Raw genomic sequence first — 16280 nt, 5'->3', positions numbered from 1 at the left:
CCGGCGCCCCTCCGGCACCCCTCCCCGCCCATCCGGCGCCCCTCCCCGGCTGACTGGAATGAAAAGCACCCGCATCAGCGCCGCTCGGTCACGTTTCTCTCCACCCAAGGTGCTGTTGAATCGGGCGACGAGTGGTTGGCCACAAGGTCGAAATGAACAGCGGTCCGGCTGCCTGCGTCAGTCGTGGGATCCCTCCCATCCTTGGCCCTGTGGATAACTTGGGCAAGGATGCGTGTGTTTGGACGATACTGGCCGGCATGCGCAAGCCGACCCCGCTCCCCCGCCCGCTCAGCAAAACGGCCTTCACCATAGAGGAAGGGCGGAAGGCCGGGTTGAGCGACAAGCGAATGGCGAACAAAACGGTTGAGAAGCTGGGGCGCAGCCTCCGGGTTCCGGCCGGACTCGAGCTTGAGTTTTCTTCCCGAGTCAGTGTCTATGTCCGCGTCAATCGGCATTGTGCTGCATCCCATTTCACAGCTGCCCGGTTGCTACGGCTGCCTGCGCCGAGCAATGAAGAGTTCGCTGAGGATCCGATCCATGTTGTCCGGCCTCCCAAGTACGGGCGTGTGGGGAGGAAGGGCGTGGTCACCCATCGCGGGATGGTATTCCCCGACGAGGTGACAACGTTCAGGGGAATCTTGCTCACGTCCCGGGAACGGACGTGGCTCGATCTCTGTGAATATATGGACCTGGATGATCTCGTAGCCATCGTCGACCACCTCATCCGCAAGCCGCGATACAACCTCGAAGGACGCCACAGGCCGTATTCCACGCTGCAACGACTGGACGACTTGATCAAACGTCATCCGAAAAAGCGGGGAATCAGGAAGGCTCGGGAGGCCCTTGAGCTCGCCCGTATCGGCGCTGATTCGCCGCAGGAGACGCGGCTTCGTCTGGCCATTCAACGCGCCGGCCTGCCGGAGCCGGTCTTGAACCGGCCCATCATCGGCGATGACGGAATGGAAGGTCCTTCCCCGGACCTGTCCTACCCGGAGTACCGGCTTTCAATTGAATACGAGGGCGATCATCACAGCGAACCCCGCCAGGTGGACAAGGACGTCAAACGAGGACATTGGGTCCGCGCTGCCGGATGGGAGGAGATCCGCATCAGCAGATCCTTCATGGCCGATGGCGCTCGGAAAGCTGTCAGCGTGATCCGCCAGAGGCTGATCCAACGAGGATGGGACGGGACCGCCCCCGCCGCGTGAACGGCCGATTCCCACGGAAATAACCTTGCCGAAATCCGATGGCAATCTTCCGGCCGGAAAATGGGAAGCAGTCGACGGCGACTCCAGTTGGAAACACAAGTCTGGAGGACATCATGCATACCGAACCCAGCCGCAACCGCGTCAGCGACATCTCGGTCATCCGCCGCGGCGACCGCATTGAAGCCCGGCGCGGGGACGCTTGCTATCGCGGACAGGTCAGGGACACCGCCCCTGGACTGGGCCTGCTTTGGATCCGCGAGGACGAGCAAAACCGCCGCCGGACCCTCTCGGTCGACGACTTCACCATTCATCGCACCAGTTGACGGAAGCGGCGGAACGCTCCGACGCGCCCCCTCCCCTGAGTTCATTGGGAGGAAACGTTACCGATAACGCGCCGGAAGGGAGGGTTTCTCTACAACCAGCGTGGGAAAGGTAACGGGGGCGGGGCCAGGCGGCTAGGACCTGGGGAGCTGGGGCAGGCTGTCCTGGAGCCCGGGGATCTGAGCTTCAGTGACGGCCTGGATCGCGGTGACGGGCGCGAAGCCGGCCGCGAGCAGCTTGAAGTCGCTGTCCTCGTGCGCTTCGCCGGTGGTGTCTTCGACGGATAGCCGGACGTGCTGGTGTCCGCGCTCGGCCAACGTGGTCTGCACGATGCCGAACTCGGCCAGCGTCGCCGCGCGGTACTGCGGCAGCTCGGCGCCGGCCAGGTTAGGCACGTTGAGGTTCAGCACGGTGCCCGGCGCCTGGTCCATCAGGAACGGCAGCAGCCCGGCGGCCAGGCGCGCCCCGCGCTCCCAGTGCAGCTCGGGTGGCTTGAGCCCGGTGTCCAGGGAGACGGCGATGCCGCGGCCGCCGTTCACGCCGGCGGTCAGCGCGGCGCCGACCGTGCCGGAGTGCAGGATCGCCCGGCCGACATTCGCGCCGCGGTTGATGCCGGAGAAGATGACATCCGCCGGATCACCGAAGGCGCCGTGGGTGGAGATCATGGCGATGAACGCGGGCGCCCCGTAGACGGCATAGGCGGTGATCCCGTCCAGGCCTTCGATCTCCCGCTCCTCGACCTGGATGCGGCCGTCATTTTCGACGGCGGTGATCGACGCGCTGCTGCCGCTGGCCTCCGAGGCCGGCGCTGCGATCGTGACGTCCAGCCCCTCGGCCGCCAGCCCCGCGGCCAAGGCGTGCAGCCCCGGGGACTCGATGCCGTCGTCGTTAGTTACCAGGATCTTGGGCTTGTTCATTTGCGGCCCAGCCTCCTCGCCAAGTCGTCGGGGCTCGATTGCTCGGCCGGTTCGGCGCCGCCGCCCTGGAACGGCATGATCTTGACCAGCCGGGTCAGCTGCTCGATCGTGTCGGCGTCGCCGGTGCCGAGGCCGTGCCGGGTGACGTTGAGGGCGCCGGCGGCGGTGCCGAGGATGACGGCGTCGTGGATGGGCTTGCCAGCTGCGAGCGCGGCGGCGACCCCGGCCGTGAGGGAGTCGCCGGCGCCGTGGGTGTCCACGCTTTCCAGCGACGGCATGTGGATCTCGCTGACATCGCCCTCGTGCAGGAGCAGCGACGGCAGGTGCGCGCGCGTGACGATCACGGTGCCGGCGCCGTCCGCGGCGAGCTGCTGCATGGCGTCGACGAGGTCGGTGGCCTGCTCCGAGGCGGCCCGGCCGCTGTCCTTGAGTTCGTCGTCGGCGATTTTCATCACCGAGACGCCGCCGCTGACGGCTGCTTCGAGGCGCGGCCCGGCGAGGTCCGCGATGACGGTGCAGCCGGCGGTCCCCAGGTCCGAGGCCAGCCGGCGGTAGGCGTCGTCCGGCACGATTCCCTCGATCGCCGGTCCGCTCAGGATGGCCGTGCCGGCGTCGATCCCGGCCTGGATGACCAGGCCGTACAGCTCGTCCAGTTCGTGGCGGGTCAGCCGGTGGCCGGACGATTCGGCGAGGACCTGCCGCTCGCCGCCGCGCCGGTCATGCACGTAGGCCCCGTTGCTGCCCTGCCCTTCGACGGACAGCACCTGGATGCCCTCGTCCCGCAGCAAGTGGCGGGCTACGCGGCCGGTTTCGCCCGAGAACACGCCGCACAGCGTCACTGAGGCTCCGAGCGCGTGCAGCATGCGGGCCTGCCAGACTCCCTGCCCGCCGGCGTGGATATGGATGTCCTGTTCGCCGTCAAGGTCTTCGATCGTGACGGTCAGGACCGGTGAAGGAGCAAATATCACGACTGCGCCCATGGCTGTTCCTCCTCGTGCGCCGTTGTGTTCTATGGGTTCGCCCGGCTGTCGGTCGCCGTGCGAGTGGTGGCGCTGGATGACGCCTCTCAGGCTCAATCTAACGCCGACCAGTCCGGCGCGCGAGGGGTTTGCCGGAACCGGCCGGCCGGGTTGCTCCGTCTTGCTAAGTATGCTTATTGTTTCGGTAGAACCAACTTAGGAGGCATTCATGATCGGTTTCATCATCGCCGGGCTCGTTATCGGAGCCCTCGCCCGCCTGATCAAGCCCGGACGGCAGAACCTGGGTCTGCTGGCCACGCTGCTGCTGGGCCTGGCCGGATCAGTCATCGGAGGCGTCATCGCCAACCTCCTGGGCACCGGCGACATCTTCGAGCTGAATATCCTCGGCTTCATTGTCGCCGTGATCGCGGCGGTGCTGCTGATCGGCGTGGCCGAAGGCATGGCCGGCCGCCGCAGCGTCCGACGGTAGCGGCTGCGCCGACAGGCATAGCGCAGCGACTTGAGCCCCCGGGCCCTCCCGCCCGGGGGCTCAAGTGCGTCCGGGCTGCGTACCCACGTCGTTGAGCTCGCTCAGCACGTTGGACAGCTGAGCCAGGAGTTCTTCGGCCTCGGCGAAGCTCAGGTCCTCGGCCTCTTCGATATGGACCATCACGCCCGCCTCCGGCGTCCAGGTTGTGGTGACGCGTCCGTCGGCGGGACCGAGCCACGCGTTCATGCCAAGCATGTCGCGGGGCGCGGCGATGAACTGGTCGGGAACTGCGTTTTCCATGGGCCCATTCTCCTGATCCTCGCGGCTCGAGGCCAGCCTCCAGCCAGGTCCGCAACTCCCATTACTGGTGCTCGTCATTACTGGTGCTCGTCCCGCCGCCTTCCCGCAGTTCCTCCTGCTGCCGGCAGGGTGAATCAGCGCCGGTCGGTCACGCGTGCCGGTGGCCGAAAATGAACTCTTCGGCGTGCGCCACGGCCTTCTTGAACGAGTCGTTGCGCAGCGCGACCTGCTCTCCGTCGCCGTTGGCCTCCGCCTCGATGTACTCGGTGTAGCCGGGGCGCAGCGCCCAGATCCCTCCCGCCGGGGGCAGATAGAAGACGGCAAAGGAACGGTGCTTGCGGTCATCTTCCCAGACGGGTACGACGGCGACTGCGGCACCTGTGTCGACATTGATCCACTGTGCGCGGGGCCGGGGCTGGTCTTCATCGAAGACGCTCGGATCCAGGAAGGGCGCTGTGCCGGGCCCCAGCGTTCTTCGAACCGCTCATGGAAGATCGGGAACAGGTGGTAGTCGTACCGGCGCCAGCTGGACATGGGATGCGCTCCTTCTCTCGACTCTATTTGTACTGCATTTGGTTCGGATTCCGGACTCTCCCCGGCGTCCGTCGCGCCAACAGCTGTCTACCGGAAAAACCACCGGAAGACCCGCTCGAAAACATCCGGCGGCGGGCGCAGCGGCGACTCGTTCGGGAAGAGCCATACGGCGTCGTCCCGATAGCCCGCGCCGGCATCGCCGCCCGCACGATCGCGATCCCGGTGCACGCGCACGCCGATCCACTGTCCGGCAGGTTGAGCCGGGGCTTGGCCGGCTTGGTCCCGGTAGTCCGCTTGCCGCCGGTTGCGGTCGTAGGCGGCGCGCCGCTCGGGATCGGAAAGGACCTTGTAGGCGTGCAGGATGGCGGCCATGATGCGCGCCTGCCGCCGGGCCGAGACAGCGTCCTGCTGCTTGTGCAGGTCCGGATGATGCTCGCGCAGCAAGGCCCGGTAGGCACGACGGATGTCCTCCTGGCTGGCCGTCGGCGGCACGCGGAGGATGGCATAGAGATCCGGCTCGTCCATGGCAACCTCGCTGAAACCGCACGCGCCGGCGGCCCCGCACTGTGGCGGGAGCCGCCGGCTTGTGCGCTCATCGGCAGATCATGCGTTGATCTGCTGCCTGGTATCGCTGCTGGTGATTTCGATCTTGCGTGGCTTGGCTTGCTCACGGATGGGGATCCGCAAAACCAGCACGCCAGCGTCGTAATTTGCCGTGACCGCGTCCGTGTCGAGGGTGTCGCCCAGGATCAGCTGGCGGCTGAACCGGCCTGCGGGCCGCTCGGCCGCAAGGACTTCCTCGCGGTCCTCGATGCGGGACTTGCGCTCGGCGCCGACGGTCAGGACATTGCGCTCGACGTCCAGGTCGATTGTCCCGGGATCCACACCCGGCAGGTCGAGTTCGACGACGAACTCGTCACCTTCGCGCCACGCATCCATGGGCATAGCCGCCGGGCGACCCTGTGTTCCGAAGACCTGCTGGGTCAGGCGGTCCAGCTCACGGAATGGATCGGTTCTCATCAACATGACTGCCTCCTTCAGTTCTTCTTGCACTATGGCCGGAAGATTACCTATGTCTTCCGACACAGAAATTATGACTCATGTGTATCATGTTTGCAAGAGGTTTTTGGAGGAAAAGTGGCAGCAGATAAAGAGCGGCGGGACACCTCTGATCAGGGCGTATACGCGATCTCCGTGGCCGCGGATCTGGTCGGCGTGGGCGAGCAGACGCTGCGGCTGTATGAACGCAAGGGGTTGGTCGAGCCGGCCCGAACGGAAGGCGGCACCCGGCGCTACAGCCAGAACGACGTCAACCGGATGCGGCGGATCGGCGAGCTCGTGGAGGACGGGCTGAACCTGGCTGGGGTAGGCAAGGTGCTGCAGCTGGAGGAGGACAACGCCGCGCTGCACCGGGAACTCAAGGCCGCGCAGGACCAAGCCGGGAAGAACAAGACCGGCAAAGGCCCCGGCGAGGGCTGACGAGGGGGCGGACTTTCCCTAGTCTGTTCCGCGCATCCGGCATTGGTGCTTAGCTGGGAAGACGGCGCAAATGCCGCAGAGGAGGAACCATGAACCAGGAACGGAAAGACAACGCCGACGGCTCCGGCCGCGTGACACGGGACCAGGAAGTGCTCAACGAGGGTGAAGTGACCCCGGATGCGAAGGGCCTGGCGCAGGTCTACGGCGACGCGGACCGAACCGTCCTGGATGATCCGGTTACCCCGCCCGGTCCGGTCGATGCGGCAGCCATCGAATACATTGAAGACAACTTCACGGTGCGCGACGGCGGCCACGGCGAGCGGTACCTCGAAGAGGCACCTCCGGCCGAGACCACAGACTGAACGGCGGCGGGACCGGCCCGGCGGATCGCTTCCCTACGGACCTCGTTTCCGGCCGGCCTCCTGACGGAAGGACCGACGGTTGGTCAGGTCTCAGGGTTGTGTTGAATGGCGCGGCCGTTTCGACACACAGAGCGGGCTGGCGATCGAAGCCCGCAGCTACATCGACGGCTTGCAGGCTGAGGGATTCCATGTCCACCGGGTGTCCGTAGGCCCGGGGCATCGCCCCATGCCCGTGCCCGACACGCCCAACTGTCTTAGGAAGCCCGACGTTACGGTGCTGCATGTCCTGTGGCACGACCATGGCTGGGCGGATCTTCCAAAGAGCCCCAGGATCTGGCGCGCAGTGTTCGAGACGGCATCGGTCCCACCCGACTGGCTTAACCGCGCCGGGAAAGTCGACGAAATCTGGGTGCCATCCCATTTCAACGCCGCCGCCCTTGCCGCCGGCGGAGTGCCGGCAGCCAAGGTCCGGGTCCTTCCCGAGGCCATCGAAGATCGGTGGCTGGAAACCCGGTCCCCTCCCTATCCCCGAACCGGAACGTTCAGGTTCCTCTCCGTCTTCAAGTGGCAGTACCGTAAAGGCTGGGACGTGCTGCTGGAGGCCTACTGCCAGGAGTTCACCGCCGACGATGATGTTGAGCTCCTTATCCGCGCCGACCCCCTTGTCCCGGAAGACTGCAACATTCCCACTACCGTCGCGGCCATCCAATCGAAATTCCGCAACCCGCCGCGAGTGCGCCTGCTTGAGGAAGCCCTCCAGCCCCCTGCCTTGCGCCGGCTCTACGCCGAAGCCCACGCTTTCGTCCTGCCCACGCGGGGCGAAGCGTGGGGGCGTCCGTTCATGGAAGCGATGGCCTGCGGCCTGCTCGCAATCGGCACCGGATGGGGCGGACAACTGGACTTCATGGACAGCAGCAACTCGCTGCTCATCGATTTCGACCTGGCCGATGTCCCAGAGACTGCCGTTCGCGAGTGGCCCGAATTCCGCGGACAGCAGTGGGCGGAACCGTCGGTGGAAAGCCTCCGGCACTGCCTCCGCAGAGCCGTGAACAACGGCGCCGACCTCGCTACCCTGCGCCACAACGCACGTGAAGTGATCCGGCAGCGTTACCGGCAGGAGGTCGTGGGCAAACTGTTGGCGAATGAACTCCGCCGCCACCTGCCCTAGGCAGCACCCGTATCCGGGCCAGGCCCATTGCCCTCAGCAGGTTCGGGGATGTAAATGCCGGCAGCGTCCAGCAGCTTGGCGCTTTCCTCGCCGGTGATCGGCCGTCCTACTGTCGAATACCTGCCTGTTGTCACCACGGAGATGAGAAGAGTGTCCTCGTAGAGGTGGACCAGGCTGTAGCCTTGCCCGCCGTCGCGCCCGCGGACTCCGGTACTGGTATTGAGGTCCTGGGTGTAGCTGGTTGCGGGAGCAACAGACACGGGTACGCCAGCGAAGGACCCAGACGCCGGGTAGTGCAGGTGGCCGGCCAGGATGACCCGGACGTCGCTGCCTTTGACCACATTCTCAAGTTCCTGCTGGTCGCGTAGTTCGGTCAGGACGGCCAGTTCCTGGATACTCGGTACCGGCGGATGGTGAATGGCCAGCACGGTTCCGTCCTTCGCCGGCGTCCGCAGCTCCTCCGCCAACCAGTCGAGCTGCTTCGGGCTGATCTCTCCGTGGTGGAAGCCCGGCACCGACGTATCAAGCGCAATCACCCGCAGATCCCCGACCCAGTAGGTCCGGTCTACCGGCCTGTCATCCGGTGGCTCGTCCAGCATCACCTGCCGGAAGTGCTCCCGCTTGTCATGATTGCCCATAACCCAAATGAGTTCGGCCCCGAGCCGGACTGCGACAGGCTCAACCATCTCCCGCAGCTTCTCATACGCCAGTGGATCACCCTTGTCCGTGAGGTCGCCGGTTACCGCGATGACATCGGGACGGACCCCTGAACCTTCAAGCTCATCGAGAATTTGCACCAGCCTTGCCTGGCTGTCCACTGACCCATACAGAGTTGTACCGGCAACCAGGTGCGTATCGCTCAGATGAACGACGACGTGTGTCGGGTGCGGGTACTGTGCTGGGGTCAGCTCCATGCACACCTTCCATCCTCTAGTGGTTGCTGTCCGGCGGCAGCGGCTACGTCCATCGCTCCTGTACCTCACATTACCTAGGGCTGCAGTCTTGGGTGGCGCAATGGCAAGATCAGCTGGGTCGGCGTATGCCGCTTACGGATTGGCGGCAGGTGCGCCGTATCCGAATGAGGAGAACTGACGATCACCCGCGCGCGGTCAGGGCAGGTAAACCAGGGTCCCGGCGGGCACTCCCGTCAGGACCCTGGCGACCGAAATTCCTCTGGCCGGGCACACCGGAATCTGCGCTCCCCCTGCCGCCGCACGGGCGGTGCTAAACGCGTCCTGTCCGGGTGCGGCTGCGGGTCAGCAGCACACCAAGAGCGATCATCGCCGCACCGAGGACAAAGTGCAGCCAGTCGTCGGCGGTATTGACCGGGACGAAGTTGGCAGCGCCCTCCTTGTCGATCCAGAGCCCGTACAGCCACAGGACGAGATAAACCGCGCCGCCCCATACAAGGTAGTTGCGGGCGCCGGAAATGCTTCGCGCCAAGGCGATGCCGGCGATACCGAACAGCAGATGGACGATGTTGTGGAGGATGGAGACCTGGAATATTCCCAGTAGCATGGCTTCCGATTCATGTCCGGCGCCGGCCAATTGGTCGTAGTTGGTTGTAATGCCAGGAATGAATCCCAGGATGCCTACCAGCAGGAAGACTGCGCCTACTGCCAGTGCCGCCTTCTGCACATTCGTTCGGCCGGTTCCACGGGTTTCAATACGGTCTGATGCGCTCATGGCGATTCTCCCCATCTATGATTGCCGGTCCCGGCTGGGCCTGGCTCGGTGGCACGAGACGACGTGTCACCTACATAGTAAGCAGGCTTTGCAATTAATTGGGAGAGCTTGGCACCTGCAGGGCTCCCCTTTCCGCACATGCCAAGGGCCGGGCCGTGCCACTGGGATTCAGCGGCAGGCCCGGCCCTTCCTTCGACTGACGCAGCTACTTGTCTGCGCAGTGACAGTCCTACGGCAGGTGCGGGTCGACGCCGTAGTGCTCGGCCAGATCGGTGATGACGGCGTGCGCGCCCTGGATGCTGACCGACGCGACGAAAGTTTCGTCGTCGACATGGATCACGTCACCCTGCAGCCGCTTCCAGAGCGGGTTGGACTCGAACTTCTCCTGCTGGGCCCGGGAGGCATCACCTTCGGCACCCGGCGGGGTCCACGCGCTGACCATGACCAGCGAGGCGTCGCCCTTGAGGATCTGCTCGGCGGAGAGCGGAACGAAGATCTCTTCGGTGGTGTCCGGGGCGCCCTCGGGCCGCGGGATGCCCATGTCCGCCATGATCTCCCCGATGAAGGAGTTCGAGGAGTACAGCCGCGCGGTGTCTTCGCCGGCGAAGCGGACCAGCGAGTAGGTTGCCTCCGGGTCCTTGGCCAGGATTTCCTCGCCCACGGCCTTGGCGCGCTCCTCGTAGGCGGCCACGAGTTCGTCGGCCTTTTCCTTCTTGCCCAGCGCCTCGCCGAGGAAGGACACGTTTTCCTTCCAGGTCGGGCCGGTGCTGACCGAGAAGATGGTCGGCGCGATCTTCGACAGCTGGTCGTAGAGGGCCTCGTGGCGGACCTGCGCGGAGACAATCAGGTCCGGCTCCAGCTCGAGGATCTTCTCCAGGTTCGGTTCTGCCAAGGTGCCGACGTTGACCGACTCCGCGGTGGCGGCTTCCACATCGCCCAGGTACTCGGCAAACGGCTTGTCCGGGTCCTGGCGGTACTGGACGTAGCCGGCGAGGTCGGCCTCCAGCAGCAGGGCCGCATCCATGTAGCTCGGGTCCAGGGCGACGACGCGCTGGGGCTGCTCTTCAATGGTGGTCGAGCCCATGGCGTGCTCGATGGTCAGCGGGAAGCCGCTGCCGGCGGCGGGGGTCTCGGCTTCTTCGCCGGTGGCCGCAGGGGCCCCGCAGGCGGACGTGGCCAGCAAGGCTGCGCCGGCCGCGACGGCCCACAACTTGCTCAGGGTGCGTGATTTCACGGTGTCTCTCTCGAACGGTGAACGGGTGATGACTGACACTAAGGTTAGCCTTAGCTTGGATCCGTCGTAGACTGTAGCAGTTGTCCCGAAATACGCACCACAAACCTGACGTAATAGAAGCACACGTGTGAAAACCATTCCCTCACCGGTAGCCCCGCCTGCCGCAACGGCCGCACCAGGCCCAGCTCCCGGCGTCGGACGTGTCCGGCGCAAGTCCCGGCTGGCTGCCCTGGCGCTGCTGCTCGCCGTGGCAGTGGTGGCGAGCGTGTGCGTGGGCAGCCAGCCGTCGTCGCTCGCGGACGCCTGGCACGCGCTGTTCACTCCGACGGGCACCACGATGGACGTGACGATCCGCGAACTGCGCTGGCCGCGCACGCTGACCGGCATCGCCGCCGGCATCTGCCTGGGCGTGGCGGGCACGGTAACGCAGGGGCACACCCGCAATGCGGTGGCAGATCCGGGGTTACTCGGCATCAACCAGGGCGCGGCGTTGGCGATCGTAGCGGTCACGGCGGTGGCCGGGCAGGTGTTGCCGCTGGCCCAGGCGATGCTGGCCTTCGGCGGCGCACTGGGGGCGAGCATCTTCGTCTTCCTGGTCGGCTCGGCCTCGCGGCATGGCTCCACGCCGGTCACGCTGGTCCTGGCCGGCGCCGCGGTCAGCGCCCTGTGCAGCGGCGCGGTCACCGGGATCGCGCTGCTGAACGAGGCCGCGCTGGACACGCTGCGCTTCTGGCAGGTCGGCTCCCTCGCCATGCGGACCGATGTGCTGCCCGCGCTCTGGCCGTTCCTGCTGGCCGGGCTGGTGCTCGCGCTGCTGAACATCTCCGCGCTGAACGCGCTGGCCCTCGGCGAGGACACGGCGCGGTCGCTCGGCATCTCGGTGCTGGGCGCGCGCTGCAGCGGGATCGCCGCGATCACCCTGCTGGCCGGCTCCGCGGTGACAATGGCCGGGCCGATCGCGTTCGCCGGGCTGCTGGTGCCGCATCTGGCCCGCGCGCTGGTCGGCGCGGACTACCGCTGGCTGGTGCCGGCCTCCGCGGTGGCCGGGGCGGCGCTGCTCCTGCTGGCTGATACGGCCGGCCGCGTCATCGCCCGGCCCGGCGAGCTGTCCGTGGGCGTGGTCCTGGCGATTGTCGGTGCGCCCTTCTTTGTCTATTTGGCACGACGACGGCGGCTGGTGACGGTATGAGCGTTTCCTTCCGTCCGCGGCGGCAAGCGTCCGTCCGCTCGGCTGGCGCTGCCGATCGGGGGCCGTCCTTCCGCTCGGCTGGCGCCGCCGATCGGCGGCCGTCCTTCCGCTCGGTCCGCGCGCTGCAGGCCGGCCCAGTGTCCATCCGGATCCAGCCGCGCGGCCTGGCCGTCGGCGCGGTGCTGGCCGTCCTGCTGGTCGCCGCGATGGCGCTGCACCTGGCGCACGGCGGCACCGTCCTGCCGTACGGCCAGGTGCTGGCGGCGCTCTTCGGCGACGAGTCCGATTCGAAGATCCACCTGGCCGTGACGGAGTTCCGCGCGCCGCGAATGGCCGCCGCCGTGGTGGCCGGAGCCTGCCTCGCCGCCGCCGGCGCGCTCACCCAGACCGTCGCCCGCAACCCGCTGGCGAGCCCGGACATCCTGGGCGTCACCGCCGGCGCCTCGCTCGGTGCCGTCGCCGTGCTGGTCATCGCCGCCGCCACGTTCGCCGGCTGGGCGCTGTTCGGCCAGGAGACCGGCCGGCTGACGCTGGCCATCGGAACCGCCATCGCGGTGCTGATCATCGCCTGCCCCTGCGCCCTCGGCCTGGCCACCCCGACGGCGGTGCTGGTCGGGACCGGCAAGGCCGCCGAGCTCGGCATCCTGATCGGCAATGGGGAGGCGCTGGAACAGGCCCGCCGGCTGACCGCCGTCGTGCTGGACAAGACCGGCACCATCACCACGGGCAAGCCGGGCCTCTCCGCCGTTACGCCGCTCGGTTCGTGGGACGCGGACCGGATCCTGGCCCTCGCAGCCCCCGCCGAAACCGGCAGCGAGCACCCCGTGGGCGAAGCGATCGCCGCCGCCGCCCGCGAGCGCGCCCTGGACCTGCCGGTGGTGCAGCGGTTCGAAGCGCTGCCTGGCCACGGCATCGACGCCACCGTGGATGGCCGCCGGATGCTGATCGGCAACCAGGCGCTCATGGACGCCCACGGCGTGGACACCTCCCGACTGGCCGCAGCAGCCCGCGAAGCCGCCGGTGCCGGGCAGACGCCCCTGTTCACCGCCGTCGACCTCCAGGCCGCCGCGCTGCTCACCGTCGCGGACACCATCCGCCCCGAATCCGCCGAGGCCATCGCGCAGCTGAAGGCCCTCGGCGCCGAGGTCTGGATGCTCACCGGGGACAACGCCGCCACCGCCGCGTCCGTGGCCCGCGCCGTCGGCATTGAGCATGTGATGGCCGAGGTGCTTCCGGCGGACAAGGCCGAGCGCATCCGCGCCCTGCAGCAGGACGGGCACGTGGTGGCGATGGCCGGGGACGGCATCAACGACGCGCCCGCGCTGGCGCAGGCCGACCTCGGCATTGCCATTGGCACCGGCACCGACGTCGCCATCGCCGCCTCGGACATCACCCTGGTCGGCGGAGACCTGCGCGGCATCGTCTCCGCCATCGCGCTGTCCCGGCGCACGGTCGCCACCATCAAGCAGGGCCTGTTCTGGGCGTTCGCCTACAACATCCTGCTCATCCCCGTCGCCGCCGGCGCACTGTACTTCGCCGGCGTGCTGCTGGATCCCATCCTCGCCTCCGCCGCCATGGCGATGAGCTCGGTCAGCGTGGTCAGCAACGCCCTGCGCCTGCGCCGCTTCCGCCGCCCGGCCGGCGTCGAGGAGATCCTGCGCCCGCCGCTGCGCACCCGGATGAGCCACTACGCGTACCTGGCCGGCGTCGCCGCCGTCTCCCTCGCCGTCGGCACTGCCCTGACCCTGCTCAGCCACACCGATGCCGCCCAGCGTGGCATGAACGGCGTGCTCGCCTGGACCCAGTCCACCGGGATGCCCATGCGGCCTGCCATGAGCACCATGATGACCACCGACGTCCCGCCCACCCCGGCCGACGATGCCGGCGTCTCCGTGCGGATCGACGTCCCGGCCCACGTGCGCCCCGGCGAGCCCGCGCGGCTGCTCATCAGCCTGGCCGACGCGGAAACCGGCGCACCGCTCGAGGACCTCGGGCGCAGCCACGAAGTCTGGATGCACCTGATCATCACGCGCGCGGACCTTGGAACCTTCGCGCATCTGCACCCCGAGCCCACGGGCCGGCCGGGCCAGCTCGCCGTCGACGCCGTCTTCCCCACCGGCGGCACCTACCTGGTCAACACCGAGTTCAGGCGGCAGGGCGACATGGCGGACATCCACCACGCCCAGCAGCTCGCCATCGGCGGACCGGTTCCGGCCGCGGCGGGCCTGGTCCCCACGCCGCGGGAGCAGGTGGTCGACGGCGTCCGCATCAGGCTCGACGGCGAGGCTGCCGCGGGCCGCACCAGCGAGCTCGCCTTCAGCTTCACCGACGCCGCCACCGGCCGACCGCTCGACAACCTCCAGCCCTACCTCGCTGCCGCCGGCCACGTCGTGATCATGGGCGACGGCGGCACCGATTTTGCCCACGAGCACGCCGACGTCGAGGACGCCAGCGGCAACCCCGTCTTCGCCCTCCCCGGGCAGAGGTTCGGACCCGAACTGGACGTCCACGCGCACTTCGACGAGCCCGGGCTCTACCGCCTGTGGGGCCAGTTCTGCCTCGCCGACGGCCGCATCATCACCGCGCCCTTCACCGTCCGGGCGTCCTGACCCGCACCTCGCACCCCTCCCCCTCCCAGTACGACGGCGGGTGGCCTGGTTTCCGGGCCACCCGCCTGGGTGCCTACTCAGGTGTGGCGCTCCCGAGGACGTCGCCGTCGATGTTGAAGCCGGGTCCGCCGGGCACAGAGTCCAGCAGCTTCCGGGTGTAGGCATGCGACGGAGAGGAGTAGATCTGCTCCATACGACCCGACTCAACCAAGTCGCCGTGGTAGAGCACCGCGACTTCGTCGCTGACGTGGCGGACCACTGCAAGGTTGTGCGAGATGAACAGCATCGTCAGTCTCCAGGTCGCGGCGCAGCTTGGCCAGGAGGTTGAGGATGTCCGCCTGGGTGGTCAGGTCCAGCGCAGAGGTGATTTCGTCGGCGATGATGAGCTCCGGCCGGACGGCCAGCGCCCGCGCGATGGCGATGCGTTGCCGCTGGCCGCCGGAGAACTCATGCGGGTAGCGCGTAGCGGCCTCGGCCGGCAACGAGACGCGCTCCAGCCACTCGGCGATATCCCGCGAGTGGCGCCGGGGATTGCCGCCGCGCGGATCAATGGCCTCGGCGAGCGCCTGTCCGATGGTCCGCCGCGGGTTCAATGACGAGTACGGATCCTGGGGAATCAGCTGAACCTGTCGGCGCAGCGTTCGCAACCTGGTTCCCTTCAGCCCTTTCGTATCCCTACCGTCGAAGCGGATCGTCCCGCTGGCGGGCACCAGATTACCGACCAGGGTCTTGGCCAGCGTGGATTTCCCGGAGCCGGACTCGCCCACCAGCCCCAAGGTCTGTCCGCGGCGCACGGTGAGGCTGACATGGTTCAGGATCCGCGCCCGGGCGGCGCCCGAGCCGAGTTCGACCACGACGTCGTCGACCTCGAGCAGCGGGGCGGCCGCGGTTCCGCCGCAGGCCTGCACTCCAGCCACTGTGGAAAGGGAGATGCTGTCCATCGTCGTCGTTCCTTTCATTGCTCCACTCCGTCCTGGTCTGTGTCCGTCGGGCTCCAGCGCGCGCCGACCAGTTCCCTGCGCTCCCCGGTCATGCTCGGGGTGGCCGCCAGCAGCGCCTGGGTATATGGGTGGGATGCCTGGCCTTCCTTGAGTTGGCGTCCGGTCAGCCGCTCGAGAATGCGGCCTCCGTTCATGACCAGGACCTCGTCGCAGAGTTCCTGCACCACACCGATGTCATGCGAGATGAACAGCAGGGCGGTGCCGCGTTCGCGGTTCACCTTGCGGAACTTCCGCAGCACCTCGGCCTGCACCGTCACGTCGAGCGCGGTGGTGGGCTCGTCGGCGATCAGCAGCTTCGGCCCGGCGATGGTCGACGAGGCGATCATCGACCGCTGGAGCATACCGCCGGAGAGTTCGTGTGGGTGCTGGGCCATCCTCAACTCCGGGTTGCGGATCGACATCCCGGCCAACGCCGTCACCATCTCACGGTCCGCGCTCCGGCGCTTGCGGCCCAAATGGACCCGCTGGACCTCGGTCAGCTGCGGGCCCATCCGCAGCGCGGGATTGAACGTGGTCCCCGGGTCCTGGTACACCAGCCCGATGCTCCCTGCCAGCACTTTCGGGTCATTGCGGGCCAACAGGTCCAGCTTGTCCAGCCGGAGCGTGTGGGCCGCGGCGGTCACGCCTTCGGGCAGAAGGCCAGCCACGGTCATCGCAGTCATGGATTTACCTGAACCTGATTCGCCCACGAGTCCGACGACCTGGCCACGCTGAATGCTGAACGATACGCCGTCCACCAGCACCTTGCCGTTCGGGGCAGTGACCGTCAGGTTGTCCACCTCGAGCAGCGCGCCGGGCGCCGGGGCCGCCGCAGCGGGACGCC

General features: G+C 67.5%; 18 protein-coding genes and 1 pseudogene. 8 read left to right on the top strand and 11 right to left on the bottom strand.

Translation table 11 applies throughout. From position 1 onward, the window contains the following. Positions 1 to 209: 209 nt before the first annotated feature. Together D477_RS18345 and D477_RS18340 are read left to right on the top strand one after the other, a co-directional pair. Positions 210 to 1208 (top strand): endonuclease domain-containing protein, encoded by a 999-nt coding sequence (locus D477_RS18345; protein WP_237740830.1) that lies wholly within the window; start codon positions 210 to 212, stop codon positions 1206 to 1208. Positions 1209 to 1321: 113 nt separating this feature from the next. Next, positions 1322 to 1531: a hypothetical protein gene (locus D477_RS18340; protein WP_043847637.1), complete on the top strand. Its 210-nt coding sequence runs from the start codon at positions 1322 to 1324 to the stop codon at positions 1529 to 1531. Positions 1532 to 1663: 132 nt separating this feature from the next. Here the strand turns inward: D477_RS18340 and surE are convergent, their stop codons facing one another. Together surE and D477_RS18330 are read right to left on the bottom strand one after the other, a co-directional pair. Next, the gene (surE, locus tag D477_RS18335; protein WP_005273271.1) at positions 1664 to 2446 is read right to left on the bottom strand and encodes a 5'/3'-nucleotidase SurE; all 783 of its coding nucleotides are present in this window, start codon (positions 2444 to 2446) and stop codon (positions 1664 to 1666) included. After that, complete coding sequence (locus tag D477_RS18330; protein ID WP_005273269.1) at positions 2443 to 3426, bottom strand: PfkB family carbohydrate kinase; 984 nt, start codon at positions 3424 to 3426, stop codon at positions 2443 to 2445. The genes surE and D477_RS18330 overlap by 4 nt, the downstream gene beginning before the upstream one ends. 208 nt (positions 3427 to 3634) lie before the next feature. On the opposite strand from D477_RS18330, the gene D477_RS18325 reads away from it, so the two are divergent. Then, entirely contained in the window at positions 3635 to 3895 is a 261-nt protein-coding gene (locus tag D477_RS18325) for a GlsB/YeaQ/YmgE family stress response membrane protein (protein ID WP_005273265.1), read from the top strand. Positions 3896 to 3955: 60 nt separating this feature from the next. On the opposite strand, the gene D477_RS18320 is transcribed toward D477_RS18325, so the two are convergent. From D477_RS18320 to D477_RS18305, 4 genes and pseudogenes are all read right to left on the bottom strand, one after another. Further along, positions 3956 to 4195: a hypothetical protein gene (locus D477_RS18320; RefSeq protein WP_005273262.1), complete on the bottom strand. Its 240-nt coding sequence runs from the start codon at positions 4193 to 4195 to the stop codon at positions 3956 to 3958. A 148-nt stretch (positions 4196 to 4343) separates the two neighbouring features. Further along, positions 4344 to 4729 (bottom strand): annotated as a pseudogene (locus D477_RS23420) (hypothetical protein). A gap of 87 nt (positions 4730 to 4816) precedes the next feature. Then, on the bottom strand, positions 4817 to 5254 hold the full coding sequence (locus D477_RS21420; RefSeq protein ID WP_005273256.1) for a J domain-containing protein: 438 nt from the start codon (positions 5252 to 5254) through the stop codon (positions 4817 to 4819). 78 nt (positions 5255 to 5332) lie between these two features. Further along, a complete protein-coding gene (locus D477_RS18305; protein WP_005273253.1) occupies positions 5333 to 5755 on the bottom strand; it encodes an Hsp20/alpha crystallin family protein in 423 nt (140 codons plus the stop codon). 111 nt (positions 5756 to 5866) lie between these two features. Between D477_RS18305 and D477_RS18300 the strand changes: the two genes are divergently transcribed. The 3 genes from D477_RS18300 to D477_RS18290 all read left to right on the top strand — a co-directional run bounded on the left by D477_RS18300 (position 5867) and on the right by D477_RS18290 (position 7738). Further along, on the top strand, positions 5867 to 6208 hold the full coding sequence (locus D477_RS18300) for a MerR family transcriptional regulator (RefSeq protein ID WP_005273250.1): 342 nt from the start codon (positions 5867 to 5869) through the stop codon (positions 6206 to 6208). 89 nt (positions 6209 to 6297) lie between these two features. After that, the gene (locus D477_RS18295) at positions 6298 to 6570 is read left to right on the top strand and encodes a hypothetical protein (RefSeq protein WP_005273247.1); all 273 of its coding nucleotides are present in this window, start codon (positions 6298 to 6300) and stop codon (positions 6568 to 6570) included. A 343-nt stretch (positions 6571 to 6913) separates the two neighbouring features. Beyond that, positions 6914 to 7738, top strand: a complete 825-nt coding sequence (locus D477_RS18290) for a glycosyltransferase family 4 protein (RefSeq protein ID WP_190273587.1) — start codon at positions 6914 to 6916, stop codon at positions 7736 to 7738. Here D477_RS18290 and D477_RS18285 read toward each other — a convergent pair. The 3 genes from D477_RS18285 to D477_RS18275 form a co-directional block, all read right to left on the bottom strand. Continuing rightward, positions 7735 to 8652 carry a phosphodiesterase gene (locus D477_RS18285; RefSeq protein ID WP_005273244.1) on the bottom strand — a complete coding sequence of 306 codons (918 nt, stop codon included), beginning with the start codon at positions 8650 to 8652 and terminating at the stop codon, positions 7735 to 7737. The two genes, D477_RS18290 and D477_RS18285, sit on opposite strands and share 4 nt — an antisense overlap. 310 nt (positions 8653 to 8962) lie before the next feature. Continuing rightward, entirely contained in the window at positions 8963 to 9424 is a 462-nt protein-coding gene (locus D477_RS18280; RefSeq protein WP_005273242.1) for a DUF4383 domain-containing protein, read from the bottom strand. Between the two features lie 229 nt (positions 9425 to 9653). Next, positions 9654 to 10658, bottom strand: coding sequence for an ABC transporter substrate-binding protein (locus D477_RS18275; protein WP_043847642.1), 1005 nt, complete (start codon positions 10656 to 10658; stop codon positions 9654 to 9656). Between the two features lie 127 nt (positions 10659 to 10785). Here D477_RS18275 and D477_RS18270 point away from each other — a divergent pair, with 127 nt between their 5' ends. Next, positions 10786 to 11847 carry a FecCD family ABC transporter permease gene (locus D477_RS18270; RefSeq protein ID WP_005273236.1) on the top strand — a complete coding sequence of 354 codons (1062 nt, stop codon included), beginning with the start codon at positions 10786 to 10788 and terminating at the stop codon, positions 11845 to 11847. Beyond that, positions 11844 to 14456, top strand: a complete 2613-nt coding sequence (locus tag D477_RS18265) for a heavy metal translocating P-type ATPase (protein ID WP_005273234.1) — start codon at positions 11844 to 11846, stop codon at positions 14454 to 14456. The genes D477_RS18270 and D477_RS18265 overlap by 4 nt, the downstream gene beginning before the upstream one ends. Before the next feature lie 203 nt (positions 14457 to 14659). Here D477_RS18265 and D477_RS18260 read toward each other — a convergent pair whose 3' ends face one another. Then, complete coding sequence (locus tag D477_RS18260; protein ID WP_005273228.1) at positions 14660 to 15397, bottom strand: ABC transporter ATP-binding protein; 738 nt, start codon at positions 15395 to 15397, stop codon at positions 14660 to 14662. Between the two features lie 14 nt (positions 15398 to 15411). Then, positions 15412 to 16280 (bottom strand): ABC transporter ATP-binding protein (locus tag D477_RS18255; protein ID WP_005273224.1); only part of this gene is annotated, 869 nt, incomplete at its 5' end.

It is taken from the genome of Arthrobacter crystallopoietes BAB-32 (assembly GCF_000328305.2).
GTDB lineage: Bacteria > Actinomycetota > Actinomycetes > Actinomycetales > Micrococcaceae > Crystallibacter > Crystallibacter crystallopoietes_A.
This window is presented reverse-complemented; position numbering and strand designations above follow the sequence as displayed.

Bases quoted from the DNA above. Each gene is read 5' to 3' on its own strand.
- D477_RS18285 (WP_005273244.1), bottom strand. From the start codon at position 8,652: ATGGAGCTGACCCCAGCACAGTACCCGCACCCGACACACGTCGTCGTT.
- D477_RS18325 (WP_005273265.1), top strand. From the start codon at position 3,635: ATGATCGGTTTCATCATCGCCGGGCTCGTTATCGGAGCCCTCGCCCGC.
- D477_RS18330 (WP_005273269.1), bottom strand. From the start codon at position 3,426: ATGGGCGCAGTCGTGATATTTGCTCCTTCACCGGTCCTGACCGTCACG.
- D477_RS21420 (WP_005273256.1), bottom strand. From the start codon at position 5,254: ATGGACGAGCCGGATCTCTATGCCATCCTCCGCGTGCCGCCGACGGCC.
- D477_RS18280 (WP_005273242.1), bottom strand. From the start codon at position 9,424: ATGAGCGCATCAGACCGTATTGAAACCCGTGGAACCGGCCGAACGAAT.
- D477_RS18320 (WP_005273262.1), bottom strand. From the start codon at position 4,195: ATGGAAAACGCAGTTCCCGACCAGTTCATCGCCGCGCCCCGCGACATG.
- surE (WP_005273271.1), bottom strand. From the start codon at position 2,446: ATGAACAAGCCCAAGATCCTGGTAACTAACGACGACGGCATCGAGTCC.
- D477_RS18340 (WP_043847637.1), top strand. From the start codon at position 1,322: ATGCATACCGAACCCAGCCGCAACCGCGTCAGCGACATCTCGGTCATC.
- D477_RS18295 (WP_005273247.1), top strand. From the start codon at position 6,298: ATGAACCAGGAACGGAAAGACAACGCCGACGGCTCCGGCCGCGTGACA.
- D477_RS18260 (WP_005273228.1), bottom strand. From the start codon at position 15,397: ATGGACAGCATCTCCCTTTCCACAGTGGCTGGAGTGCAGGCCTGCGGC.
- D477_RS18265 (WP_005273234.1), top strand. From the start codon at position 11,844: ATGAGCGTTTCCTTCCGTCCGCGGCGGCAAGCGTCCGTCCGCTCGGCT.
- D477_RS18305 (WP_005273253.1), bottom strand. From the start codon at position 5,755: ATGTTGATGAGAACCGATCCATTCCGTGAGCTGGACCGCCTGACCCAG.